Annotated in this window: 20 protein-coding genes and 1 tRNA gene; 16 read left to right on the forward strand and 5 right to left on the reverse strand. The window is 56.8% G+C overall.

Annotated elements, in window-relative coordinates:
* Window positions 1–258 precede the first annotated feature (258 nt).
* From FJM65_RS12130 to FJM65_RS12145, 4 genes are all read left to right on the forward strand, one after another.
* Entirely contained in the window at window positions 259–1308 is a 1050-nt protein-coding gene (locus FJM65_RS12130; RefSeq protein ID WP_140621806.1) for an NAD-dependent epimerase/dehydratase family protein, read from the forward strand.
* A gap of 121 nt (window positions 1309–1429) precedes the next feature.
* Window positions 1430–2185, forward strand: coding sequence for a glycosyltransferase (locus tag FJM65_RS12135; RefSeq protein ID WP_140621807.1), 756 nt, complete (start codon window positions 1430–1432; stop codon window positions 2183–2185).
* Window positions 2172–2828, forward strand: a complete 657-nt coding sequence (locus tag FJM65_RS12140; RefSeq protein WP_140621808.1) for a lipid-A-disaccharide synthase N-terminal domain-containing protein — start codon at window positions 2172–2174, stop codon at window positions 2826–2828. Before FJM65_RS12135 ends, FJM65_RS12140 begins: the two co-directional genes overlap by 14 nt.
* Window positions 2829–2831: 3 nt before the next feature.
* Window positions 2832–4466: an ArnT family glycosyltransferase gene (locus FJM65_RS12145; protein ID WP_140621809.1), complete on the forward strand. Its 1635-nt coding sequence runs from the start codon at window positions 2832–2834 to the stop codon at window positions 4464–4466.
* A gap of 124 nt (window positions 4467–4590) precedes the next feature.
* Here the strand turns inward: FJM65_RS12145 and FJM65_RS12150 are convergent.
* A tRNA-Leu gene (locus tag FJM65_RS12150) sits at window positions 4591–4672 on the reverse strand.
* A gap of 111 nt (window positions 4673–4783) precedes the next feature.
* Window positions 4784–5503: a phosphatase PAP2 family protein gene (locus FJM65_RS12155; protein WP_140621810.1), complete on the reverse strand. Its 720-nt coding sequence runs from the start codon at window positions 5501–5503 to the stop codon at window positions 4784–4786.
* A gap of 91 nt (window positions 5504–5594) precedes the next feature.
* On the opposite strand from FJM65_RS12155, the gene thpR reads away from it, so the two are divergent.
* The 11 genes from thpR (at window position 5595) to FJM65_RS12210 (ending at window position 17624) form a co-directional block, all read left to right on the forward strand.
* A complete protein-coding gene (gene thpR / locus FJM65_RS12160) occupies window positions 5595–6140 on the forward strand; it encodes an RNA 2',3'-cyclic phosphodiesterase (protein WP_140621811.1) in 546 nt (181 codons plus the stop codon).
* A gap of 54 nt (window positions 6141–6194) precedes the next feature.
* The gene (locus FJM65_RS12165) at window positions 6195–6686 is read left to right on the forward strand and encodes a CinA family protein (RefSeq protein WP_140621812.1); all 492 of its coding nucleotides are present in this window, start codon (window positions 6195–6197) and stop codon (window positions 6684–6686) included.
* Window positions 6687–6721: 35 nt separating this feature from the next.
* A complete protein-coding gene (locus tag FJM65_RS12170; RefSeq protein ID WP_140621813.1) occupies window positions 6722–7375 on the forward strand; it encodes a class I SAM-dependent methyltransferase in 654 nt (217 codons plus the stop codon).
* A 121-nt stretch (window positions 7376–7496) separates the two neighbouring features.
* Window positions 7497–9338: a M61 family metallopeptidase gene (locus FJM65_RS12175; protein WP_140621814.1), complete on the forward strand. Its 1842-nt coding sequence runs from the start codon at window positions 7497–7499 to the stop codon at window positions 9336–9338.
* A 99-nt stretch (window positions 9339–9437) separates the two neighbouring features.
* Window positions 9438–10094 carry a TonB-dependent receptor gene (locus tag FJM65_RS12180; RefSeq protein WP_239022937.1) on the forward strand — a complete coding sequence of 219 codons (657 nt, stop codon included), beginning with the start codon at window positions 9438–9440 and terminating at the stop codon, window positions 10092–10094.
* 228 nt (window positions 10095–10322) lie between these two features.
* On the forward strand, window positions 10323–11339 hold the full coding sequence (locus tag FJM65_RS12185; protein ID WP_140621815.1) for an MBL fold metallo-hydrolase: 1017 nt from the start codon (window positions 10323–10325) through the stop codon (window positions 11337–11339).
* 79 nt (window positions 11340–11418) lie between these two features.
* Window positions 11419–12897 carry a sodium:solute symporter gene (locus FJM65_RS12190; protein WP_140621816.1) on the forward strand — a complete coding sequence of 493 codons (1479 nt, stop codon included), beginning with the start codon at window positions 11419–11421 and terminating at the stop codon, window positions 12895–12897.
* A 308-nt stretch (window positions 12898–13205) separates the two neighbouring features.
* Complete coding sequence (locus FJM65_RS12195) at window positions 13206–15026, forward strand: ABC transporter ATP-binding protein (RefSeq protein ID WP_140621817.1); 1821 nt, start codon at window positions 13206–13208, stop codon at window positions 15024–15026.
* 106 nt (window positions 15027–15132) lie between these two features.
* The gene (locus tag FJM65_RS12200; protein WP_239022938.1) at window positions 15133–15663 is read left to right on the forward strand and encodes a hypothetical protein; all 531 of its coding nucleotides are present in this window, start codon (window positions 15133–15135) and stop codon (window positions 15661–15663) included.
* 93 nt (window positions 15664–15756) lie between these two features.
* Window positions 15757–16626: a DUF2911 domain-containing protein gene (locus FJM65_RS12205; RefSeq protein ID WP_140621818.1), complete on the forward strand. Its 870-nt coding sequence runs from the start codon at window positions 15757–15759 to the stop codon at window positions 16624–16626.
* Between the two features lie 83 nt (window positions 16627–16709).
* On the forward strand, window positions 16710–17624 hold the full coding sequence (locus FJM65_RS12210; protein WP_140621819.1) for a class I SAM-dependent methyltransferase: 915 nt from the start codon (window positions 16710–16712) through the stop codon (window positions 17622–17624).
* 53 nt (window positions 17625–17677) lie between these two features.
* Here FJM65_RS12210 and FJM65_RS12215 read toward each other — a convergent pair whose 3' ends face one another.
* The 3 genes from FJM65_RS12215 to FJM65_RS12220 form a co-directional block, all read right to left on the reverse strand.
* Window positions 17678–19381 carry a sodium:solute symporter gene (locus FJM65_RS12215; RefSeq protein WP_140621820.1) on the reverse strand — a complete coding sequence of 568 codons (1704 nt, stop codon included), beginning with the start codon at window positions 19379–19381 and terminating at the stop codon, window positions 17678–17680.
* Window positions 19378–19524: a hypothetical protein gene (locus tag FJM65_RS21270; protein ID WP_181163708.1), complete on the reverse strand. Its 147-nt coding sequence runs from the start codon at window positions 19522–19524 to the stop codon at window positions 19378–19380. Before FJM65_RS21270 ends, FJM65_RS12215 begins: the two co-directional genes overlap by 4 nt.
* Before the next feature lie 82 nt (window positions 19525–19606).
* Complete coding sequence (locus tag FJM65_RS12220; RefSeq protein ID WP_140621821.1) at window positions 19607–22138, reverse strand: PIG-L family deacetylase; 2532 nt, start codon at window positions 22136–22138, stop codon at window positions 19607–19609.
* Window positions 22139–22498: 360 nt separating this feature from the next.
* On the opposite strand from FJM65_RS12220, the gene FJM65_RS12225 reads away from it, so the two are divergent.
* The gene (locus tag FJM65_RS12225) at window positions 22499–23197 is read left to right on the forward strand and encodes a hypothetical protein (protein ID WP_140621822.1); all 699 of its coding nucleotides are present in this window, start codon (window positions 22499–22501) and stop codon (window positions 23195–23197) included.
* The last annotated feature ends 5 nt before the right edge of the window (window positions 23198–23202 follow it).

Here is a 23202-nt window from a genome sequence, read left to right on the forward strand (position 1 = left end):
GCGGGTAAAAATTCGCTTTCCCGCTTTGGCGCCTACCTATAGCCCTTGCCTTTGCGGAAAGTCGCTGCGGCCACACGCAGGGTTTGGTTCGTAGCAAAATGCCTTCCCTCCACAATTTAACGCAAACGAAAACTAGAAATATGCAGTAAAACACGTATCTATGCTACAGATTTTCTACAAGTTTATAGGATAGGTTTGCATTACCGGCCGGGGCAGTGGCACTGCACACACCACCTGGCGTATAGAGAAGGGTACGGCATGAAAGCAATACAACGAATACTGGTGACGGGGAGCGCGGGTTTTATAGGCCATCACCTGTCGCTGGCCCTGCAGCAGCAAGGCCATGAGGTAGTAGGCATCGACAGCCTGAACAGTTACTATGACCCGGAGCTTAAGTATGGCCGGCTAAAAGCGCAGGGCTTTGAGCGCTCGGACATACAGGCGCGCACAAGCTGCCAGAGCCGCACTGTCGCCAATGCCTCCTTTGTACAGCTGGACCTGGCCGACGCAGCCGCCCTGCAGCACCTGTTTGCCGAGCAGCGCTTTGATGTGGTGATTAACCTGGCAGCACAGGCCGGCGTCCGTCACAGCATCGATCATCCGGAAGAATACGTGAGCAGTAACCTGGTGGGCTTTGCCAACTTACTTGAGTGCTGCCGCCATCACCAGATCAAGCACCTGCTCTTTGCCTCTTCCAGCTCGGTGTACGGCCTGAACGAGGAAACGCCTTTCCGTACCAGCCACCGCACAGATGCCCCGATATCCTTTTACGCGGCCACCAAAAAGGCCAACGAGGCAATGGCCCACAGCTATGCGCACCTGTACCGCATTCCCACCACGGGCCTGCGCTTTTTTACCGTCTACGGGCCCTGGGGCAGGCCCGATATGGCCTACTACAGCTTTGCCAAAGCCATCGTGGCCGGTCAGCCGATCCGCATTTTTAACCACGGCGATATGCTGCGCGACTTTACTTACGTGGACGATGTGGTGGAGAGCATTGTGCAGCTGCTGGACGTGAAGCCTGCTTTGGACGGGGTACCCTACAAAATCTACAACATTGGCAACCACCAGCCTGAACCGCTGCTGGAGATGGTGGCCACGCTGGAGCGGCTCCTGCAACGCAAGGCCCGGCTGGATTTGCAACCCATGCAGCCCGGCGACGTGCAGGCAACCTATGCCGATGTGGAGGACCTGATGCAGGCTACCGGGTTCAGGCCGCGCACCTCCCTGGAACAAGGGCTCAGGCATTTTGTAACGTGGTTCAAGGCCTACCACCAGGTGCCGGAAGTGCAGGAACTGAAGGTATAGCTGCTACCCCTGTCTCCAACAGTAGCTACGCAACAAACAGTGACGGAAAGCCGCTAAACCAAAACTTAATGGCTGCCCGTAGTGTTAAGAAAATTATACTTAAAATAGACTAACGTATTAAATGGTTGCTACCACATCCGTTTCGCTTACCGTGCTCGTGCCGGTTTATAATGAGGAAGGCTGCCTGCAGCGCTTCCGCGAGGCCATGGACGCCTTCCTGGCGCAGACACCGGTGCCTACGCAGGTGCTCTTCATCAACGATGGCTCCACCGACAGCAGCCTTACCCAGATACGGGAAATCTGCCAGCGCAGCACCGGCTACAGCTATATTTCCCTGGACCGCAACCATGGCCTCAGCACCGCCATTAAAGCAGGTATCAACCATAGCCAAACCACACACATCGGCTACATCGACTCTGACCTGCAGACCTCCCCGCTGGACTTCCTGCTGCTACTCGAGCACGTCACGGACTACGAGATGGTCATCGGCATCCGGGCCAAGCGCAAGGATACCTTTGTGAAGAAAATCTCCTCCAAAATTGCCAACGGCTTCCGCCGCTACATGATCAACGACGGCATCGTGGATACGGGCTGCCCGCTCAAGATCATGGATGCCGCCTATGCCAAGCGCGTCCCTTTCTTCGATGGGATGCACCGCTTCCTGCCCGCGCTCCTGCAACTGCAGGGCGGCAGGGTAAAACAGCTGCCCGTGCAGCACTTCGAGCGCTTTGCCGGTTACTCCAAATACCACCTGTTCAACCGCCTGTGGGGCCCGCTCAACGATACCTTTGCCTTTCGGTGGATGCGCAAGCGCTACATCACCTATGGCATTGCCGAGGAGTTTGAGAATCAGCCGGTAGCCAATGGACATTTCTGAGGCGCTGATCTACGGCGTGGGGCTGTGCGCCCAGCTGCTGTTTTCAGCCCGCATCCTCCTGCAGTGGGTTATGTCGGAACGGGCGGGTAAAGTGCTTTCCCCTGACTCCTTCTGGACGACCAGCCTGCTGGCCTCTGTCCTGCTGATGGCCTACGGCGCCTTGCGAAACGACATCGTGATTGTGGGCGGCCAGCTTATTTCCTATTTTATTTATGTGCGTAACATCAAGCTCAAGCAGGTGTGGGAAGGCCTGGCCTGGCCTGTGCGCTGGGGAGCCCTCCTGTTTCCGTTTGCGGCGGTGGGCTGGCTGCTGTGGAGCGAGACCTATAGCTTTAGCTATATCATGGAGCACAGCAAGGCCTCCGGCGCCCTGATTGCCTGGGGTGGGGCCGGGCAGGTGATCTTTACGTTTCGCTTTGTCTACCAGTGGTGGCACTCGGAGCGTCGGCAGGAGTCTGTCATCCCGCTCGGCTTTTGGGTGATCAGCCTGGTGGGCAGCCTCATGATCATGTCCTATGCCGTGCTGCGGCTGGACCCGGTGCTTTTTCTGGGGCAGATATTTGGCGTGGCGGCTTATACTCGTAATTTTATGCTGGGGCTACGCGAGCAGCGGTCTTCCCCGGAAACGTCTTCATCAAACTAAACGATGCTGCCATCTTACAACCAACGCACAGGTCGGTCTTTGCTCATCCTGCTGCTTGTGCTGTTTCTGCTGCTGATCTATAAGTTAGGGACCTGGGGGGTAGTAGAAACCAGCGAAGCGCGCTATGCCGAAATAGGCCGTGAAATGTGGCACAGCGGTGATCTGCTGCACCCGCGCCTGCTGGGCATTCAGCACTACCACAAACCTCCTCTCACCTATGCCATCACGGCACTGGGCATACAGCTGTTCGGCCCCGATGCCTTTGGCGCACGCTTTTTCCTGCAGATCTCGCTGCTGGGGCAAGTATGGCTCGTGTACCTGATCGGAAAGCAGCTGCTGGGCAACCCGCGACAGGCGCTGCTGGCGGCCGTGGTGTACGTGACGATTCCGGCCGTGCTCGTCTCGGCCCGCAACCTCACCACCGACTCTTTCCTGACGACCTTTGAGCTGGCGGCCATACTTGGCTGGCTCTGGTACAAAGCAAGGGCACAAGCGCTGTGGCTGTATTTTTTCTACCTGATGCTGGCGCTGGCATTCCTGACAAAGGGACCCGTGGGGCTGATATTCCCGGTGCTGGTGCTTATCGGGTTGGGTGGCAACTATACTTCTTCTCAGAACCGCACATCGGGGTGGCACCACCTGCCGGGCCTGCTGCTCTTTCTGGCGCTGGGCGGCTCCTGGTTTCTGTACCTCATGCGCCTGGACCCGCAGTTTATCGACTACTTCCTCCTCAGGCACACCGTGCAGCGCTTTGCCAACCCCGAAACATTTGGCCGCTCCAAGCCCTGGTGGTTTTACCTGGTGCTGGCCCCGGCGCTCAGCCTGCCCTGGTCTGCTATATTGATAGCCAACTTCCGGAAGCTACACCAGATGCCCGGCCCGCTCAAGCGCCTGTTTATACTTTGGATCCTGGTGCCGCTGGTGTTTTTCTCCTTCTCAGGCTCTAAGCTTATACTTTACATCCTGCCTATTTTTGCCGGACAGGCCCTGCTGACCGCTTGGCTGCTGCACGCGCTCTCTGCCGAGGCTGCGCGAAAAGCCATGACCTGCGGGATGCTATACTTTGCGGTGCTGGCAGTAGTGCTTTTCGTGGCCCCGCTGCTGCCGGTGGGCGTGGCGCTGCCCTGGCGCGTGCTCACGCTTCCGCTGGGGATGCTGGCGGCACTGGCCATTCTCTGGACGGGAGAAAGAGCGCCGCAGCAAAAGCTCGTGTACGGTGCGCTGGTATTTATGGCCCTGCTGCTGCCCTATGCCACCAATCTGATGGCCCACAACCCGCAGCTTACCAACGGCAGCCGCCCGATTGCCCAGGCCATTCAAGCCAAAAACCTACAGGAGCGGCCAATTCTGGTCTACGACAGGCTTCTGCCCTCGCTGGCCTTTGAGCTGAACAGAAACATTATCTCCCTGCAGGATGGCAGCCACAAACTGGAACGCGAGACGCAGTTTGAGCGCGACGAGGCCTGGCGCGCGCAGCTGCTGCAGCTTGGCAGCCCGGAAGGGATGGAGCAACTGCGACAGCTGCTGCAGCAAAAGCCTGTACTGGTGGTAAAAAGGGAGCTGCCGCCCGAGCGGGCGTGGATGCTGGAGCACTTTACCGGGCAAGAGAAAGTGGGCGACTGGACGATTTATTATTAGCTTCTCCGAAGGCGAAGCGTTGGGTTACACGTGGAGCATGATGCCTTGCCGACTGATGGATCACTGCAAACCCTTGAAAAACAAAAAAGGCTGATCCGAAGACCAGCCTTTTTATGATTTAGTGTGCGCAAGAAAGGACTCGAACCTTCACACCTTGCGGAACTGCCGCCTGAAGACAGCGCGTCTACCAATTTCGCCACTTGCGCATAGATCACTATATCAACTTAACGTCCCAAAACCCTTTAACCCTTTGTGTTTATTGGGAGTGCAAAAGTATGGCAAGCTTTCAAGGAAAACAATACCCTCCCTGAAAAAATTTATTCTTTTTCTTCCTGCTCCTCCAGCACGATCGGGGATATCTCTTTGCCCGAGAATCGCTCCAGCCGCCGCAGCGCCGTAATCCCGACGATCACCCACAGGAAACCGGCCGCAAAGCCAGCCACCACATCTGTTGCGTAGTGCACGCGCAGGTAAACCCGGCTGAAGCCGATCAACAGCACAAAGGCAACCAGAAGGGCAATCAGCATATTGCGGTAGGGCACGTGCTTGACGTTGTGCCAGACCAGGTAGATCAGCAGGCCGTAAAAAGAGGCAGCCACCATACTATGCCCGCTCGGGAAACTGAGCCCGGAGGCTTCTACCAGGGGCGACATGGGCCGCTCCCGCTCAAAAAAATACTTCAGGATGAGATTAAGCGTAATGCTTCCCAGCGCCACCACCGGCACTTTCAGCGAGTTCCAGCGGTGCTTCCGCACAAACAGGTAATAGGCCACCAGCGCCAGTGCCGCCGGTGTCAGGAACTGCCGGGAAGCAAAGAAGGTGATGAACCGGATAAAACCGTCGAGCACTGGGCTGCTGATGCTGGCCGCAAAGCCGAAAGCGGCCTCATCCAGCCACACCACGTCGCCCTCCAGAATCTCGCTGCCCAGGTACAGGAACGTCACGATGCAGGCCAGGAACAGGAGCCACACAAATACCAGCTCCACCGTGAAAAGCGCCGCAGAGGCTGCTATTCTTTTATAGAACCTTCGTATCATAATATCTTAGAATCAGTTTAAACTTTACGATGATATGGCATTGCGCGATAGCCAGACCGCCCGCCATAGCCAAAATTACTATACGTTAACTATGAAAGACAGCATCAGGTTATTTGTGGCCGCGGCGCTGCCCCCCCTCCTACTCGGGAAACTGCAGGAGCAAACACATCCCTATGCCCATCCGGCCGTGCGGATGATGCCTGCCCAGAACCTGCACCTGACGCTCTACTTTATCGGCAACGTAGCTGCCCGCGAACTGGAAAGTATAAAGTCGCGCGTGGCGCAGGTAGCCGGGCGGCAGCAGCGGTTCACGCTGCTGCTTAGCAGCATTGAACCCGGCCCTAAGCCCAGGCACCCGCGCCTGGTATGGGCTCGCTTTGCCCCGCACCCCGCTTTTGAAGCCCTAAGCTTAGACCTGGCACAGGCGCTTTCACCGCAGCCTGTCACCAAATTGAAAGCCATCCCCCATATCACCCTGGCCCGCTTCCGGAAGGACGCGCCGCCCCCGCTGCACTTGCCTACGCTTACTTCCCAGGAGCCCCTAAAGCTGCCCGTGCACGAAATCGCGCTGTGGCAGTCGGTGCTGGGTTCGCCTCACCCTACTTATTCGATACTTCACCGCTACCCGCTGCGCTAAAACCTCCCGCGGCAAAACACAGTAAGATATGGGGCACGCATAAACCCTACTTACATGAACCAAACGGAGCTGACCGAGCTGGTGATGAGCCTGAAAGATAAAAACCTGACCGTGGCCTTTGCTGAAAGCTGCACCGGGGGCCTGCTGGCCTCCGAATTTGTAAAAGCAAAAGGCAGCAGCGATGTGCTCAAAGGCAGCCTGGTGGTATATCAGCCGGAAGTGAAGCAGAAACTGCTGGGCGTGAAAAAAGAAACGCTGGAACTCTACACGGCCGAGTCGCAGCAGGTCACCAACGAGCTGGTGATGGGGCTCAAAAAGCTACTGGATGCCGATATCAGCATTGCCACCACCGGCCTGGCCGGCCCCGGCGGCTCTGAGACAGAGGAAAAGCCCGTCGGCACCACCTTTGTCAGCTTCCTTTACGATGGCAAGGCCGAAGAATTCCGGGAACAGTTTAAAGGCAACACCGAGAGTGTGCGCAAGCAGATCGTGGACTACATTTTCCAGAAGCTTCAGGGCGTGCTGGAGCAGCATTATGACCGCTGATGCCTATCTTGCGGCACTAACCATTGCCTCATACCTTGCGCCACCTCCCCGACAGCGGATTTCACCGCGTAGCCTCTTTTTATGACCCGCTTTCCAGGTTGGTGTATGGGCGGGCACTGCAGCAGGCGCAGCTGGCTTTACTGCCTTTTGTTCCGGAAGGGGCACGGGTGCTGGTGATCGGCGGCGGCACCGGCTGGCTGCTCGAGCAGCTCCTGCACGCGGGCAAGCGGCTGGAGATTTTATACCTGGAGGCCGCCCCGGCCATGCTGCAGATGTCCCGCCAGAAGTATGACGCTTTTCCAAAGCCCCACCAGGCTCAGGTGCAGTTCAGGCTTGGCACCGAGCAGGCCCTGCAGCCGCAGGAGCAGTTCGACGTCATCATTACACCTTTCCTCCTCGACCTTTTCCCGCCACAGCGCCTGCAGGCGCTCATGGGCAGGCTGGCCCAGGCCCTGCATCCCAAAGGGCAATGGCTTTTTGCCGATTTCTGGCCTGTGCAGCAGCGCCCACTGTGGTGGCAACGGCTGCTAATTAAAAGCATGTATGTTTTTTTTGGCTGGCTGAGCCAGGTGCAGGCCCGGCAGTTGCCGGACTACCAGCAGCATTTCAAGGACTTGGGCTTCTCCCCTACGCACAGCCAGTCGTTTTACGGCGGCATGGTGCAGGCAAAGGTTTTTAAGAGAGCCTGAAAGATTTGCATCTGATATAGCCCTGGTCAGCCAAGGACCTAGCTACAATACCGCAGGCAAAACATTGCACTCCTGGTCTATAATCTCTATATTTATACGTTTAATTATACTGATCTAACCGATGAAATCAACATTATACAGCCTGTTAGGTATAGCGCTGGGACTGGCCGCACAGCCGGCGCTCGCGCAGCAGCAGGTAAAGTATGAATTGTCGTTCCCGAACGCGGTGCACCACGAGGCAGAGGTAAATGTTACCTTCTCCGGCATCCAGAGCGATACCCTGAAAGTGCAGATGGCACGCACCTCGCCGGGGCGCTACGCCATCCATGAATTTGCCAAAAACGTGTATAATGTGCGCGCCACCGACGCGCAGGGGCAGCCGCTGGAGCTCGTGCAGCTGCATATAAACGAGTGGGGCGTGCTGCACCCGAAAGGCAGCGCTACCGTTAGCTACACCCTTTTTGCCGACCACGCCGACGGCACCTACGCCGGCGTAGATGAAACGCACGCCCACCTGAACGCACCCGCCACCTTGATGTATGCCCACGACTTTGAGGAGGCACCGGCCTATGTCACCTTTCACGTGCCGCAGGGCAGCAACTGGAAAGTGGCCACGCAGCTGCGCCAGGAGCAGGGTAACACCTATTTTGCGCCCAACTTCCAGTACCTGATGGACAGCCCCACCGAGCTCAGCGATTTTGATTTTGCGGAGTGGACCCTAAACGAAGGCGGCAAGCAGAAAACCATACAAGTGGCGCTGCACCACCAGGGCAACGAGCAGGACTTTGCCCGCTACGTAACCCAAACCAAGCAAATTGTGTCCGAGCACCGGGCCGTGTTTGGCCAGCTGCCTGATTTTGACTTTGGGCGCTACACCTTTATCGGGTGCTATATGCCACAGGCCACGGGCGATGGCATGGAACACCGCAACTCCACCAGCCTGACCAGTTCCCGCTCCCTCGACAACGCCATGGGTCCCTTGCTCAACACCGTGTCGCATGAGTTCTTCCATACCTGGAACGTGGAGCGCATCCGGCCGCAGTCGCTGGAGCCTTTCAACTTTCAGGAAGCTAACATGAGCGAGGGCCTTTGGCTGGCCGAGGGCTTTACGAGCTACTACGGTGACCTGGCCATGGCGCGCACCGGCATCTATGACCTGGACAAGTATACTTCCGGCCTGGCCGGCGACCTGAACTATGTGCTTCTGTCCCCCGGCAGGCAATACCACAGCCTGGTGGAGATGAGCCGACAGGCGCCTTATGTGGATGCCGCCCGCTCCGTGGACCCGGTGAACCGTCACAACACCTTCATCTCCTACTATACCTACGGCAGCATGCTGGGCCTGGCCCTGGACATGGAACTGCGCCAAAAGTATGGCAAAACCCTCGATGACTTTATGCAGGCCCTCTGGCGCAAATACGGCGCACCGGAAAAGCCCTATACCATGGCCAATGTACAACAGACGCTGGCAGAGGTGAGCGGCGACGCAGCCTGGGCGCAGCAAGTGTTTGCCCAGCGCGTGTTCGGCCGCACCCTGCCTGACTATGCGCCACTGCTGGCCCAGGCGGGGCTGGAACTTCGGAAAGCGCACCCCGGGCAGCCAACGCTGGGCAGGCTATACCTGGAGTATAAAGACGCAGGCGCCATGATCGCGAACGGCACCTTGGTGGGCTCCGAGGCCTATAAAACCGGCCTGGAGCGCGGCGATATGCTCCTGGCGCTGGACGGGCGCAAGATCAGAAAAGAAAAGGATTTAGAGAAAGCCCTTAAAAAACACAAGCCTGGCGATACGGTAAACATCACCTACAGCCGCCTCGGGCAAACGCACAACGCGACGCACAACGCGACGCTGACGCTGGAGGAGGTGCAAACGCTGGAGGTGGTGCCTTACGAGCGCATCGGCAAGGAGCTGACCCCGCAAATGCAGGCGTTCCGGGAGGCATGGCTTGGCGCTAAGGCTTAATAGCAAGTTAGCTATACTTAAATGCCAGCTGTGGCGTTTTGCTTTTGAACCAACGAAGCCGTACCTTAGTATAAGCAAATAAAATTCAGCTATTTCCACGTGAAAAACTTTTTTACCATCATGCTGACAGCAGCCCTGCTCTATGCCGGGCAAAGTATGGCGCAGGACCTAAAGCCTAGTCTGCCCGCTGCCCCGACTCCAACTCAGACGGATGCCGTTCCTGTGGCTGCACCCGCTGCCACGGAAGTCGCGAAGGCTTCAAAGCCATCCTGGCAAGGGCCTAAGCTTAGCTATAGTATGAATCTGGGTGCCAGTTTCAGCAGTGGTTTCGGAAACGCGACGTTCGTGGAGCCGTCGGTGCGCTACCAGGTAAGCAATCGCTTTCGGGTAAACACCAGCCTGGCCTATGTGCGCACCACGCCTTTTAACGCCACGGTAGCAGGCCCTGAGGGCACCACCATGCTATACCGCAACCGCGGCGGCAGCCACTACATCGCCAGCGTAGGCGTGGATTACCTGGCCAGCGAGCGGTTGATGCTGAGCGGCAACATCTGGCGCGATTTCTCCAACCTTCCTGCCCAGGACTTTGGCAACAGCCCCTACAACCCCGGGCGCATGGGCGCCGATTTTCGGGCAACGTATAAGGTGACGGAAAATTTCAGCATCATGGGCGGCATCCGCTATTCAGACGGTGCCTCGCCTTACGGCAACCCTTTCTACGCGCCGGGCTACGGAAGCAGGTACGGCTACTGGTAAGCAATCCCATTACAGCCATCATCAGAACGCTTCTTCGGCCAGCCGGGGAAGCGTTCTTTTTTTCATTTTCCTGCTAAATCGCCTGCAGATAATCTATTTTGCCCTATCCCTAGTATATACTTTTGTTGAACAAGTAGGAGTTATACAGGTTGATAGCTAGCCAGGGAGCACTTTACCAGGTGCGCCACCCGCTATACTTTTTATCAATCCACAAAAGGAAAACAGACTTTGCAGCAGAATAGCAACAACACCCGGCATCTAAAGAACGAACGCCTCAAAACGATTAAGCCAGGCTACAGGGGCAACAAAACGATAGACGGCCGCTTTGCCAACGGCGACGAGCTCTACACCCCCGGCTTTGAGAAGGTGCTGCGCTGGCAGCTGAGCCGTAACCCGCAGCGCGAGCAGAAGCAGCGCGACGACTACACCCCGCTGGTGCACAAAGGGACAGACTTTCTCCACGATGACCGCGACATGCTGGTATGGCTGGGGCACGCCTCCTTTTTCATACGTCTCAACGGCCTCACTTTCCTGACCGACCCGGTGCTCTACGACCTGCCGATGGTGAAACGCAAGGTCGGCCTCCCCTGCACCCCCGACCAGCTGCGCAACATCGATTTCCTGCTCATCTCCCACGCCCACCGCGACCACCTCGACAAAAAGTCGGTGCGGGCGCTGCATGCGCAAAACCCACAGGTAAAGGCGCTGGCCCCCTTGCGCAGCGGCGATTTGCTGCGCAGCATCCACCCCAACCTGCCCTACCAAGAGGCCGGTTGGTTCCAGAAGTATGATCTGGTGCCTGACCAGGTGGAAGTATACTTTCTGCCGGCCTCGCACTGGCACCGCCGCGGCCTGCTGGATTTGAACAAGGTGCTCTGGGGCAGCTTCGTGCTTAAAACGCCCGACCTTACCCTGTACTTTGCGGGCGATACCGGCCTGAACAACCACTTTACCGAGATAGAGGAGCTGCTGGGGCCCATGGATGTGTGCCTGATGCCGGTGGGGGCCTACAAACCCTCTTTTTTAATGCAGCAAAGCCACCTGAACCCGCATGAGGCGGTAAAGGCCTATAACCAACTGCGCGGCGGCATTTTTGTGCCCATGCACTACGGCACCTACGACCTGTCGGACGAGCCGCCAAGCGAGCCGGTGCGCCTGCTCGAGCAGCTGGCTGCCTCGGGCGTGCTGCAGGGCCTGCGCATTCCGGCTATCGGGGAGCCTGTGCTGCTGCAGCCACTTTTATAGGGTTGACTGGTGTTAGACCATACTTTTGCTATATTTGTGAACTGTACCTATTACCTGTTTACGAACTACTGCATCTGTTATGTCTCCAACCCTTATCATAGGCCTGATTGTCGCCTATTTCTGTATTCTGATCTTTATCTCGTATCTCACCAGCCGCAACACCGACTCTGAGACGTTTTTCCTGGCCAACCGCTCCTCCCCGTGGTATGTGGTGGCCTTCGGTATGATCGGCACCTCGCTTTCCGGGGTCACCTTTGTTTCTATTCCGGGGATGGTGGCCGGGGCGCAGTTCTCTTACCTGCAGTTTGTGCTGGGTTACCTGCTGGGCTATTTCGTGATTGCCACCGTGCTCATGCCGCTCTACTACCGCATGAACCTGGTGTCGATCTATACTTACCTGGAGCAGCGCTTCGGGTGGTGGTCTTATAAAACCGGGGCGGCCTTCTTCCTGCTATCCCGCACCTTGGGAGCCGCTATCCGCCTGTTTCTGGTGGCAGGCGTGCTGCAGCTGGCCGTTTTCGACGAGCTAGGCGTTCCCTTCTCTATTTCCGTGATCATCACCATCGCCCTGATCTGGGTGTATACCTTCCGGGGGGGCATGAAAACCATCATCTGGACAGACACCTTCCAGACAACGGCCATGCTGGTGGCGGTGGGCACCAGCATCTGGCTTATCTCCGATGAGCTGAACCTGGGCTTCCAGGGCATTGTGGACACGATCAAAGCCAGCGACTATTCGCAGGTGTTCTACTGGGACGTAAAAGACAGCAAGTACTTCTTTAAGCAGTTCTTCTCCGGCGCTTTCATTGCCATTGTGATGACAGGCCTGGACCAGGACATGATGCAGAAAAACCTGAGCTGCAAGAACATCGGCGATGCACAGAAAAACATGTTCTGGTTCAGCATCATCCTTGTTTTCGTGAATATCCTGTTCCTGGCGCTGGGTGCCCTGCTGTATGTGTACGCACAGGCTAAAGGCATTGCCCTGCCAGCCAGCGGCGACGACGTGTTCCCGTTCCTGGCCCTCAACCACTTCACCTACTTTGCCGGCATCGTGTTTATACTTGGCATTATCGCCATCACCTATGCCTCCGCCGACTCGGCCCTCACGGCACTCACCACCTCCTTCTGCGTGGACTTCCTCAACTTTAAGGACCGCCCGGAGCAGGAGCGTGTGCGCCTGCGCTATATCGTGCATGCGGGCATTTCCCTGGTGATGGTGCTGGTGATCATTGCTTTTGACATCCTGAACGATGACAGCGTGGTAACGGCCGTGTTTAAGGTGGCGGGCTATACGTACGGGCCGCTGCTGGGCCTCTACAGCTTCGGCATCTACACCAAACGGGCCGTACGCGACCGGTTCGTACCCATTGTCTGCACCGTGGCGCCGCTGCTGACCTTTATCCTCAGCTACAACTCCACGGACTGGTTCTGGGGCTATGAGTTCGGCTTTGAGGTACTGATCCTCAACGGCTTCCTTACCTTTGTTGGCCTGATGGCCGTGACGTCCGGAAAAATTGACGAGCTGGAGCTGGCACAGGAGCAGCAGACAGCCTAAACGCACAAAGTTATACTTTCCCATACCCTCCCCTGCCCCGCGCAGCGGAGGGTATTTTTTTGGCTCGTGCTGCTGCCCTGCCTTTCGGGACAGTACGCGATGTAAAAGATATGCAGCTGCAGTAAGCGGGCAGCACAAGCGAAGCGGCAACAAAGCTTCCTAACTTTGCCACATATTGCTTACATTTGCAATATTTTTCCGGTATGATGGCATTATACGGCCGGCTTGGCTGTTATAAGACCATACCTGGGGCATAAGGCCGGTAAATGCCGGACAGGGCCCTTCACCACATTTAGCATAAACTATTAATGGCAAAACGCGGATTCGGGTCTGGCAGCGGCGAACAAGAGAAAGAAGGCAGAAAGAAAATCACCAAAGAGAGCTTTCGCCGGGGCCTGCGGATATTCAGCTACGTGCTTCCTTACAAGTATAAATTCATTGTCGGCCTGGTGTTCCTCGCGCTGTCCAGCCTGACGATGATGGCCTTCCCCTACCTGGTGGGCAAGCTTTTCGACTCCTCTGCCGACACTGCCAGCGCGCCGCTGCAAAACATCAACATGATTGCCCTGGGCCTTTTTGCCGTCATCCTGCTGCAGGGCATCTTCTCGTTTTGCAGGGTATACTTTTTTGCGCAGGTAAGCGAGAACGCCGTGGCTAACATCCGCCGCGACCTCTACAGCAAATTTGTGCAGCTGCCCATCTCTTTTTATGAGAAACGCCGCGTGGGCGAGATCACCAGCCGCATCACCACCGATGTGGCCCAGGTGCAGGATGCCATGTCCATTACGCTGGCAGAGCTTTTCCGGCAGGTCACCACGCTCCTGGTAGGCGTTGTCGTGATCATGTGGATGTCTATCAAGCTGTCGCTGTTCATGCTAGCTACTTTCCCGGTGCTGGTGGCGCTGGCGCTGGTGTTTGGCCGTAAGATCAAGATGCTATCGAAGAAAACGCAGGACGAGCTGGCCAACACCAACGTGATTGTGGAGGAGACGCTGCAGGCCATTAACACGGTAAAAGCCTTTACAAACGAGATGTTTGAGGTGGGCCGCTACAGAAGCACCCTGGACAAAGCCGTTAAAACAGCCATCAAGGGCGCCTATTACCGCGGCGCTTTCATCACCTTCATCATTGTAGGCCTTTTCGGGGGCATTATCCTGGTGATCTGGTATGGGGCGACGCTGGTGGCTAACGGGGAAATTGCCCGTGGCGAACTGGTTTCCTTTGTGCTCTATACCGTGTTCATAGGCGCCTCTGTGGGCGGCCTGGGCGACTTGTACGGCAAGGTGCAGGCGGCATTGGGCGCTACCGAGCGCATCCTGGAGATACTGCAGGAGCCTGAAGAACCGACCGACAAAAGTATAAAAGCGCTGGGCGAGGTACCGCGCGTAAGCGGGGACATCAGCTACAGGCACGTGGCCTTCTCCTACCCTACCCGCCCCGACATACAGGTGCTGCGCGACATCAGCTTTAACGTGAGAGCCGGCGAGAAGGCGGCACTGGTAGGTCCTAGCGGCGCCGGCAAGTCCACCATCATCCAGCTGCTCATGCGCTTTTACGACATCCAGGGCGGCGGCATCAAAGTAGACGGCAAGGACATCCGGGATATCAGCATGACCGAGCTGCGCGCAAACATTGGCGTGGTGCCGCAGGAAGTGCTGCTGTTTGGCGGCACGATACGCGAAAACATTGCCTATGGCCGCCCGCAAGCCACAGAAGCCGAGATCACAGCGGCTGCCCGTAAAGCCAACGCCTACGATTTCATCCAGTCCTTCCCCGAAGGCTTTGACACCCTGGTGGGCGAGCGCGGCATTAAACTCTCCGGCGGTCAGCGCCAGCGCATCGCCATTGCCCGGGCCATCCTTAAAAACCCGGCCATCCTGATCCTGGATGAGGCTACCAGCGCCCTGGACTCAGAGTCCGAGCACCTGGTGCAGCAGGCTATGGACGAGCTGATGAAAGGCCGCACCACGATTGTGATCGCCCACCGCCTGGCCACTATCCGTAAGGTAGATAAGATTCTGGTGATTGAAAACGGCGAGATTGTGGAAGAAGGCTCGCACGAGGAGCTCTCGGAGAACCCGGAAGGCATGTACGCCAACCTGCTGCGCCTGCAGTTTGAACTAAGCTAACGCCAGGCCCAGGTGCCGAAGTATAAAATCCTACTGTAGCGAGGCCTGCCGTAGGATTTTATACTTTGTGGCTATACTTTTGGCGATATTTGCGTATAACCGGCCCATGCACCCTCTCCCTCGACGCCCCCTACCCCTTCGCGTACTCACGCTTTTGCTTCTGTTCCTGCCCCTGCTGACACAGGCACAGCGGTACCCCGGCACCTTTACTGCCCGCAACGCCGCCTACCTGGAAATCAGCGGCACCTCCGATACCTACTCCTTTAACCTGGACCGCATCGTTTACCAGCACTCTGTTTTTAAAACTGCCGTGCGCGCCGGCATCGGCACCAACCTCTTTTTTCAGGAGGGAGAGCCCGGCGTGTACCCCATCGTGCCACTGGAGCTGCTGGGCCTGGTAGGCGCCACGGAAAACCACCTGGAAGTGGGCCTGGGCTACACCCGCCGCTTTACCGACCACCCGGACCTGATGCGCCACATGTACTTTGCCCGCGTCGGGCTGCGCTACCAGCGGCCCAAGGGCGGCCTGCTGGTGCGGCTGGCGGTAACGCCATTCGTGTCTCCGGAGAACAAGAGCGATACGCCGGGCCTGCCCGTGGTGCCCCGGTTTGGCCTGAGCGTTGGCCGCAGCTTTTAGGGCATCTGCCGGTAAATTCCGGGAGGCACTGCATGACAGGCAGCAAAGTATTTTATACCTTTATACCTATAGCAAAACCTCAAGTATAGAACCATGAAGAAAAGAATCATCGGCTTTGCCCTTTCCGCCGCCCTGATGCTGGGGGCAGGTGCCCTGCAGGCACAAGGAATCAAGATGCCGGCCGCCAGCCCTTCGCAAAAAGTGGAGCAGGCCGTGGGCCTGGGCACCATCCAGGTGGATTACTCCCGCCCCTCGATGAAGGGCCGCGAGATATTCGGGGAACTGGTGCCATATGATAAGTTGTGGCGCACCGGCGCGAATGCCTCCACCAAGATAAAATTCACAGAGGATGTAACGGTTGAAGGCAATAAAGTGCCCGCCGGCGAGTATGCCCTCTACACCATTCCGGGCAAAGACACCTGGACCATCATCATCCACAAAAACACCAAGCACTGGGGCGACGGCGGCCCGGACTATAACCCGGCCGAGGATTTGGTGCGCTTCGAGGTGAAACCGCAGCAGAACCCACGCGAAGTCGAGTCTTTCACCATCAACTTCGCCAACGTGAAACCGGATGCAACGGACGTGGAAATCCTCTGGGACAACACCATCGTTCCGTTTACCGTGGAGACCGATGTGGACAGCAAGGTGATGGCGCAGATACAGGAGCAGGTGGTAAAACCGGCCAGCGTGAACCCGAACCTGTACGCCGCCGCGGCCAGCTATTACTTCGAGAACGGGCACGACCTGAAGCAGGCCTATACCTGGATGAAAAAAGCCAACGAGAAAGATCCCAAATACTGGAACGTGCACACGCAGGCAAAGATGGAGGCCAAAATGAAGAACTACAAAGCCGCCATCAAAACCGCCGAGAAATCCAGGGAGCTGGCACAGGCCGCCCACAACGACGACTATGTGCGCCTCAACGACCAGGCCATCGCCGAGTGGAAATCCATGAAATAAAGCTATCTTTGTTTTTACCGTATAAAGGAGCCTCCGGAGTATAATCCGGAGGCTTTTTCGTGGTACTATAACGTAAGAACCTGTTGGAAGAGAAGAAGCATTCGGAAGAGCACCTGGGCCCGGCCCGGGAGTATTGGTGGAACGAGGATTACCTGGAGCTGCTGGCTGAGCGCCTCTACCTGCCTTATATACAGACGCTGGTGGACATTGGCTGCGGCAAGGGCATGATGGGCTTCCGGTTCTCCAGATACATGCCGGCGGGCGGCAAAGTATACGGCGTGGACTATGAGCCCGGCTATATTGCGGAGGCAAGGCAGCGGGCGCAGAGCGAGTTTGGCCACAACAACATCGACTATGCCTTTAAGGTGGGCAACGCCGACAACATTCCCCTGCCCGACAATATTGCCGACGTAACGCTTTGCCAGACGCTGCTGATCCACGTGAAAAACCCGCAGCGCGTGATACAGGAGATGATCCGGGTAACCAAGCCAGGCGGCTGGGTGGTGGCCCTGGAGCCCAACAACCTCGTCCCCAACCTCATGTTCGACCGCTACGGCGAGACTGACTACAACGTGGAGGCCATGCTGGAGGTGCTGGAGGTGAAGCTGCGCATCGAGAAAGGCAAAAAACAGCTGGGCGAAGGCTTTAACTCGCTGGGCGATGTGGTGCCGGACCTGTTCCTGAAGGCTGGCCTGAAAGATGTGAAAGTATGGATCTCGGATAAAGCCCTTTCCATCATCCCGCCCTACGATACGCAGGAAAAGATCATGCGCGTGGAGCAGATGCTCAACTGGATAGAATCCGAGGCCATGGGCTATGACTACCAGGACAACCTGAACTACTTTATGGCCGGCGGCGGCGACAAGGAAAAGTTTGACGCCTACTGGCAAAAGCTGCTCTACAACAAGATCATGCTCAAAGAGAAGCTAAAGAACGAAGAATACGTGTCAGCTGGCGGAAGCCTGGTCTACATTGTGGCGGCGCAGAAGCCAAGGTAGAATAGAGCGCTTTTTTTTATCGCATATTAAGGAGCATGGCGCAAGATCTATGTTTACGCCACGAGCTCCTTCTTTTTCTTTCCTATCAGCCCCTGCAGTATAAACCCAAACAGGATCACGCCCAGGCACCCGATCACGTTGAACCACAGGAAGGCAATGTCTGTGAAGTAGTAGCAGTACAGCACCACGGCCTCGGCAAGCAGGGCAGCGTAGAAAACGGCGTTGCCTTTGATGCGCTTAAAGTAAAAGGCCACAAGGAAAATCCCCAGGATGGTACCGTAGAAAATGGACCCGATGATGTTGACGGCCTGTATCAGGTTATCCAGCAGCGAGGCATAGGTGGCAAACAGGATGGCGATTCCCCCCCAGCCCGCCGTAAAGAGCTTCGAGGCCTTTACATAGTGGATGGGGCTGCCGTCCTGCTTTACCGAGCGCTTGTAGATATCGATGACCGTGGTGGAGGCCAGGGCGTTGAGCTCAGAGGCGGTGGAGGACATGGCGGCAGAGAAGATGACGGCCAGCAGCAGCCCCACCAGGCCGGCAGGCAGGTACTTCATCACAAAGGAGATAAACACATAGTCGGTGTCTCTGGTCTCTGCCTCGGGCACGGCCTTTTTAATCACGCCCTTCACCTGCTCGCGTACTTGCTTACCCACCGCCGTATAGGTATTTACCTGGCGTTGGGCAGCCGCGATGGCACCGGCATCCTCTGCCTTCAGGGCCGTAACCAGGTCCTGCACCGCCTCCTGCTTCTGCTCAAAAACACCTGCATACTCCGACTCCAGCCCGCGCAGCTCCTCGCCGTAGGGCGTGGCGTATACTTTGTTTTTGGCCGCCTCGTTAAAAAACGCGGGCGGCTGGTTAAACTGGTAAAACACAAACACCATCACCCCGATAAACAGGATCAGGAACTGCATCGGGATCTTCAGCAGGCCGTTGAACAGCAGCCCCAGGCGGCTCTCGGCAATAGACCTGCCTCCCAGGTAGCGCGCCACCTGGCTTTGGTCGGTGCCGAAGTAGGAAAGCGCCAGGAAAAGCCCGCCTGTTATGCCCGACCAGAAATTATAGCGGTCATCCCAATCAAAGGAGAAGTCCACCACGTTCATCTTGCCCATTTTACCGGCTACGTTCACGGCATCCCCAAAACTCACGTGGTCGGGTAAGTAGCGCACCACCATGATGCCCGCCACGATCATTCCGCCCATCATCACGGCCATCTGCTGCTTTTGCGTCACGCTCACCGCCCGGGTGCCCCCCGACACGGTATACACGATCACCAGCATGCCAATTAGCAGGTTGGTCACCGTCAGGCTCCAGCCCAGCATCGTGGACAGGATGATAGCCGGCGCGTAGATGGTAATGCCGGCCGCCAGCCCGCGCTGCACCAGGAACAGGAAGGCAGCCAGGGAGCGAGTTTTCAGGTCGAAGCGGTTTTCCAGGAACTCGTAGGCCGTGTATACCTTCAGCCTGTAGAAAATCGGGATCACGGTGATGGAAATGATGACCATGGCAATGGGCAGCCCGAAGTAAAACTGCACAAAGCGCATCCCGTCTTCATAGGCCTGCCCCGGCGTAGACAGAAACGTAATGGCGCTGGCCTGCGTGGCCATCACAGATAGGCCAATGGACCACCACTTCATGCTGTTATCGCCTTTCAGGTAACCTTCTATGTCTTTGCTGCCGCGCGTTTTCCAGACGCCGTAGCTCACAATAAAGCCAAGCGTGCCCAGCAGCACGATCCAGTCGAGCGGGCTCATGCGTATAGCTTGGTAAGGAGGTAAAACAGCAGGATCAGGAAAGCCAGGTTGCCCAGCACCAGCCAGTACATACCTGCCCAGCGCTTAAAGAAGGGCGGCTTTCCGATGGGGGTTTCTTCGACTGCAGGGCGTGTGTCTTTCATTTTCTTAACAAAGTATAATCTGGCAAAGGACAAGGATTTAGATAAGAGCAATCGTCCTTTTCCAAAAAGTCTTCTGTCTGATCTATTTTATACTTGATTCGGCTGCGCTGCCGGACGCATTATTTTTACCCAGCGAGATCAGGTTGGCAAACAAGCGGTAAGCGCCCGGCACGCCCGCTGGCAGCTCCCTGAAAAACGAGTATCCCGTGTAGATAAAGTTACCCTCGCCATAGGGTGCCACCAGCAGACCTCCGTCGCGGGCAGGCTCTCCGGGGTCGTTAGATGAAAGGATAGGCGTGAATTCCTCTGCCCACTCGCTTGGGAAGTATAAGCCCCGCTCCTGCACCCATCCCTCAAAATCCTTTTTGGTAATTTTATTCGGTGTGTTAAGCACCGGATGACTGGGGGCGAGCAAGCGCACCTCGGCCTCCTCCACCGTCACGCGGTCGCGGCTGAGTTGGAGCGGGTAAGGCGCGAGCCGGGGCACCTGCAGGCTGTGGTTGGTGTTATACTGCACGATCAGGTTGCCACCCTGCTTGACGTAGTCCAGCAGCACCGGCTGGTAAAAGCGCATGCGGTCCACAGTGTTATAAGCCCGTACGCCCAGAATCACGGCATCGAACTGCCGCAGGTAGCTCAGGCGCATGTCATTGTCCTGCAGCAGGGTTACCTGGTAGCCAATCTGCTGCAGGCTGGCCGGGATGTCATCGCCGGCCCCCATCAGGTAGGCTACTTTGTCGCCCCGCTTCTGCAGGTCCAGCTTTACGATGCGGGCGGTGGCTTCCGGAAAGGTAACCTGTGCGGGAATATGGCTGTAGCGGATCTCGCTTAGGCCTTTGGTGTACGCCTTGCCCTCCACGGTAGCTACGGCTTTTAACTGGGCATCCTGCTGCTTTTTAGGCGGGTATACCATAAAATTTACACGCTGCTCGGCTCCTTTGGCAGCCAGCTCAAAGGGCACGGCGGACGGTTCGGTTCGCCAGCCCTTCGGTAACTCCAGCTTCAGCTCTCCTGCCACGTTCTGCTTGCCTGCCTTTACCAGCACCTGCACCTGTTTCGGCTCGCCGTTGGCAAACATGTATACCTGCTCTTTGAGGTTCACAAACACGGGCGGCGTTACCACAAACGGCCTGTATACTTCGCCTTCCACCGGGTCGGTGCGCTTGTACACCACCGGCACGGTTACCTGCAGCGGCTCGCCAGCCACTTGCAAGGCAAAGGTGGCCTGTGCCGCCGGCGCGTTTTCGGGCCTCCCCACTTGCTGCTGGTCCGCTACCGCAAACATGCCCAGACTGCCCTGCTTGCGCAGCCAGTACGGCTGCGAATAGGCCATGCGCTGCGGCAGCGTTTGGCTGGTGCCATAGGTGAGGGGCTCATTGTTTTTCAGGGTATAGCCAAGCGTGGTGTCAGCCGAGGCGAAGCTATAGCCAACGCGCTGCAACAGTACAGGCGTGGCAGACCGGTTAATGGCCTCTACCTGTAGGCGCACGCTTTGGCCGGGGGCAGCGGCATAGTCGCTGGCCGTTACTTCTAAGTATAAACCCATGCTCTCGAGCAGCACGTCCTGCAGTTCTTCCAGCTTCACGCGCTTCCAATAACTGTCAGGCAGTTTTTCCAGTTCTTTTTTAGCGGCAACCAGGGTGGGCACCACGGCGGCAGGAGCGGTTGGGTTAAAACCCTGGATGGCCTCCCGGATAAGCTGCTGCACTTTCTCAGCGCCTTTCACACGGCCCCAGGTGGTGTTCACGTCTTCAAAGAGCTCCTGCCGCGCCTTCTCCCCTGCCGTATGCTGCAGATACTCTATACTTGTTCCGCGTGAGCCGCTGGCCCCAAAGCCCTGGCTTTTGTGCATGCTGCGGCTCTCAGCGGCTATCTCGCCATAAGACTTGCCCAGCAGCGGGTTGTAGCCTCCCACATCCATCTTCATCAGTTCTTTGCCATACTTCTCAAACTCCTCCTGGCTTGCAAAAGACCACACGCCGGTGTTCCAGAGCAGGCGCTTGGGCTGCCACACCGCTACATACTGCAGCTGCTCGGCAAAGCGCTTGGGGTCTGCGGCTGCCTTAAAAGCCTCTTCGGCCAGTATGGCCGAAGCCGTGTGATGGCCATGGCCGGCGCGCTCATCCGGCGGGAAACGGGTGATCATCACGTCAGGCCTGAACTTGCGGATCGTCCATACCATGTCGGCCAGCACCTGCTCCCGGTCCCAGATGGTGAAGGTTTCCTCCGGGTTTTTAGAGTAGCCGAAGTCGTTGGCGCGGGTAAAGAACTGGTGGCCGCCATCGGTGCGGCGGGCCTGCAACAGCTCCTGCGTGCGGATGATGCCCAGGCCCTCGCGTATCTCCGGCCCGATCAGGTTCTGCCCACCGTCGCCCCGCGTGATGGCCAGGTAACCGGTATTGTACAGCCCCTCATTAGCCAAGTAGGCGATCAGACGGGTGTTCTCATCATCGGGGTGCGCGGCCACGTAGAGCACCGAGCCCAGCACGTTCAGCTTCTGCAGGTCCTGCAGCACCTTGGCCGCAGAAGCCTGCGCCGGCGCCTGTGCGTGTAAAATAGGCAGGCGCCACAGCAGTAGCAGCGCCAGGAACAGTATAGGATAGGTTTTCTTCATAGGTATAGGTTTCCTGGCAGAATACCAGGCATGTTTAAACCATCGTCTCTGTAAAGCTACACAATTCTATGGATGGATAACAGCCCGGGCCGATGCGCGGTTGCCGTAAACCAAATCAGTTTCTGCTTCTTTTTAATAACAGGGGGCGCTACCTTTGCGCGACAGGCCTGTTTTATACTTTAAATCAAAAAAATCACGAAAAAAGTATAGGATATAAATAGCACCTTTACTATATTCGCTTATACTTTAGGGCAGCAAGCTTTCATATATACGATTTGTACAATGCAACTTGCCTGCCGGCTGCCCGTTAGAAAGCAGCAAAGCATTTAGCTGACGTTTCATTAAAACCTTAAAGCGCCTATGCCTGGCCAACGAGAAAGCAACATCAATGACTTCGCTTTTGACTATCTGTGCAGTCATTACACCACTAATTTCGGTGCCAAGCATCTGCTGGTGGAAAAAGCTGTTTATACCAGGCAGGGGCACGCGGCCGACGGGTTATTTTCTTTTAAGAAAGAAGAAGATGGCCCTTTTGTTGCCGCCCTGCATACGGCAAATTCGTCTAAAATAGCTGCCGCACTAACCCGCTACAAGAAAAAAGGCCTTGGCATCACGCGCTTTTTATCGGCCGGGCTGGTGCTGGTGCTTACCGGGCTGGCCGTATGGCAACTGCTGGGCCAGCTGGTAACCGGCGCTGTGGCGGCCGTGGCCGTGGCAGCGCTCACCTTCGTGGTACATACCTACCTGGAAAGAAAATACCACTTCAGCAAAATCACCTCCTATCTCAACGAGTTGAAGCGCCTGCCCGCCAACGAGCAGTGGCTGGGCATTTCAGTAAGCAGTCTTACGTTTAGGCACAACCCCCTGGCCAAGCACCTGCTGTCGGTTTGTGAGCGACGCGGCATAGGGGTTATTACCGTAGGCAAGCGCGCCAAAGTGGTGCTGATGCAAGAGCCGCGCACGCTTTCCTGCCGTGGCGGTGACTTCCTCTCCCACTACCAATCCGGAGACCGCATCCGTAAAACGTTAACAGGAGACAACGTACTGCGCGTGGCGTAAGCTGC

Source organism: Pontibacter mangrovi, from assembly GCF_006385705.1.
Classification (GTDB): Bacteria; Bacteroidota; Bacteroidia; order Cytophagales; family Hymenobacteraceae; genus Pontibacter; species Pontibacter mangrovi.

What these genes read in the sequence shown, in the direction of transcription:
- FJM65_RS12145 (WP_140621809.1), top strand. Translation starts at nt 2,832, where the DNA reads ATGCTGCCATCTTACAACCAACGCACAGGTCGGTCTTTGCTCATCCTG.
- FJM65_RS21270 (WP_181163708.1), bottom strand. Translation starts at nt 19,524, where the DNA reads ATGAAAGACACACGCCCTGCAGTCGAAGAAACCCCCATCGGAAAGCCG.
- FJM65_RS12225 (WP_140621822.1), top strand. Translation starts at nt 22,499, where the DNA reads ATGCCTGGCCAACGAGAAAGCAACATCAATGACTTCGCTTTTGACTAT.
- FJM65_RS12190 (WP_140621816.1), top strand. Translation starts at nt 11,419, where the DNA reads ATGTCTCCAACCCTTATCATAGGCCTGATTGTCGCCTATTTCTGTATT.
- FJM65_RS12135 (WP_140621807.1), top strand. Translation starts at nt 1,430, where the DNA reads ATGGTTGCTACCACATCCGTTTCGCTTACCGTGCTCGTGCCGGTTTAT.
- thpR (WP_140621811.1), top strand. Translation starts at nt 5,595, where the DNA reads ATGAAAGACAGCATCAGGTTATTTGTGGCCGCGGCGCTGCCCCCCCTC.
- FJM65_RS12130 (WP_140621806.1), top strand. Translation starts at nt 259, where the DNA reads ATGAAAGCAATACAACGAATACTGGTGACGGGGAGCGCGGGTTTTATA.
- FJM65_RS12165 (WP_140621812.1), top strand. Translation starts at nt 6,195, where the DNA reads ATGAACCAAACGGAGCTGACCGAGCTGGTGATGAGCCTGAAAGATAAA.
- FJM65_RS12200 (WP_239022938.1), top strand. Translation starts at nt 15,133, where the DNA reads ATGCACCCTCTCCCTCGACGCCCCCTACCCCTTCGCGTACTCACGCTT.
- FJM65_RS12195 (WP_140621817.1), top strand. Translation starts at nt 13,206, where the DNA reads ATGGCAAAACGCGGATTCGGGTCTGGCAGCGGCGAACAAGAGAAAGAA.
- FJM65_RS12140 (WP_140621808.1), top strand. Translation starts at nt 2,172, where the DNA reads ATGGACATTTCTGAGGCGCTGATCTACGGCGTGGGGCTGTGCGCCCAG.
- FJM65_RS12220 (WP_140621821.1), bottom strand. Translation starts at nt 22,138, where the DNA reads ATGAAGAAAACCTATCCTATACTGTTCCTGGCGCTGCTACTGCTGTGG.
- FJM65_RS12175 (WP_140621814.1), top strand. Translation starts at nt 7,497, where the DNA reads ATGAAATCAACATTATACAGCCTGTTAGGTATAGCGCTGGGACTGGCC.
- FJM65_RS12205 (WP_140621818.1), top strand. Translation starts at nt 15,757, where the DNA reads ATGAAGAAAAGAATCATCGGCTTTGCCCTTTCCGCCGCCCTGATGCTG.
- FJM65_RS12215 (WP_140621820.1), bottom strand. Translation starts at nt 19,381, where the DNA reads ATGAGCCCGCTCGACTGGATCGTGCTGCTGGGCACGCTTGGCTTTATT.
- FJM65_RS12155 (WP_140621810.1), bottom strand. Translation starts at nt 5,503, where the DNA reads ATGATACGAAGGTTCTATAAAAGAATAGCAGCCTCTGCGGCGCTTTTC.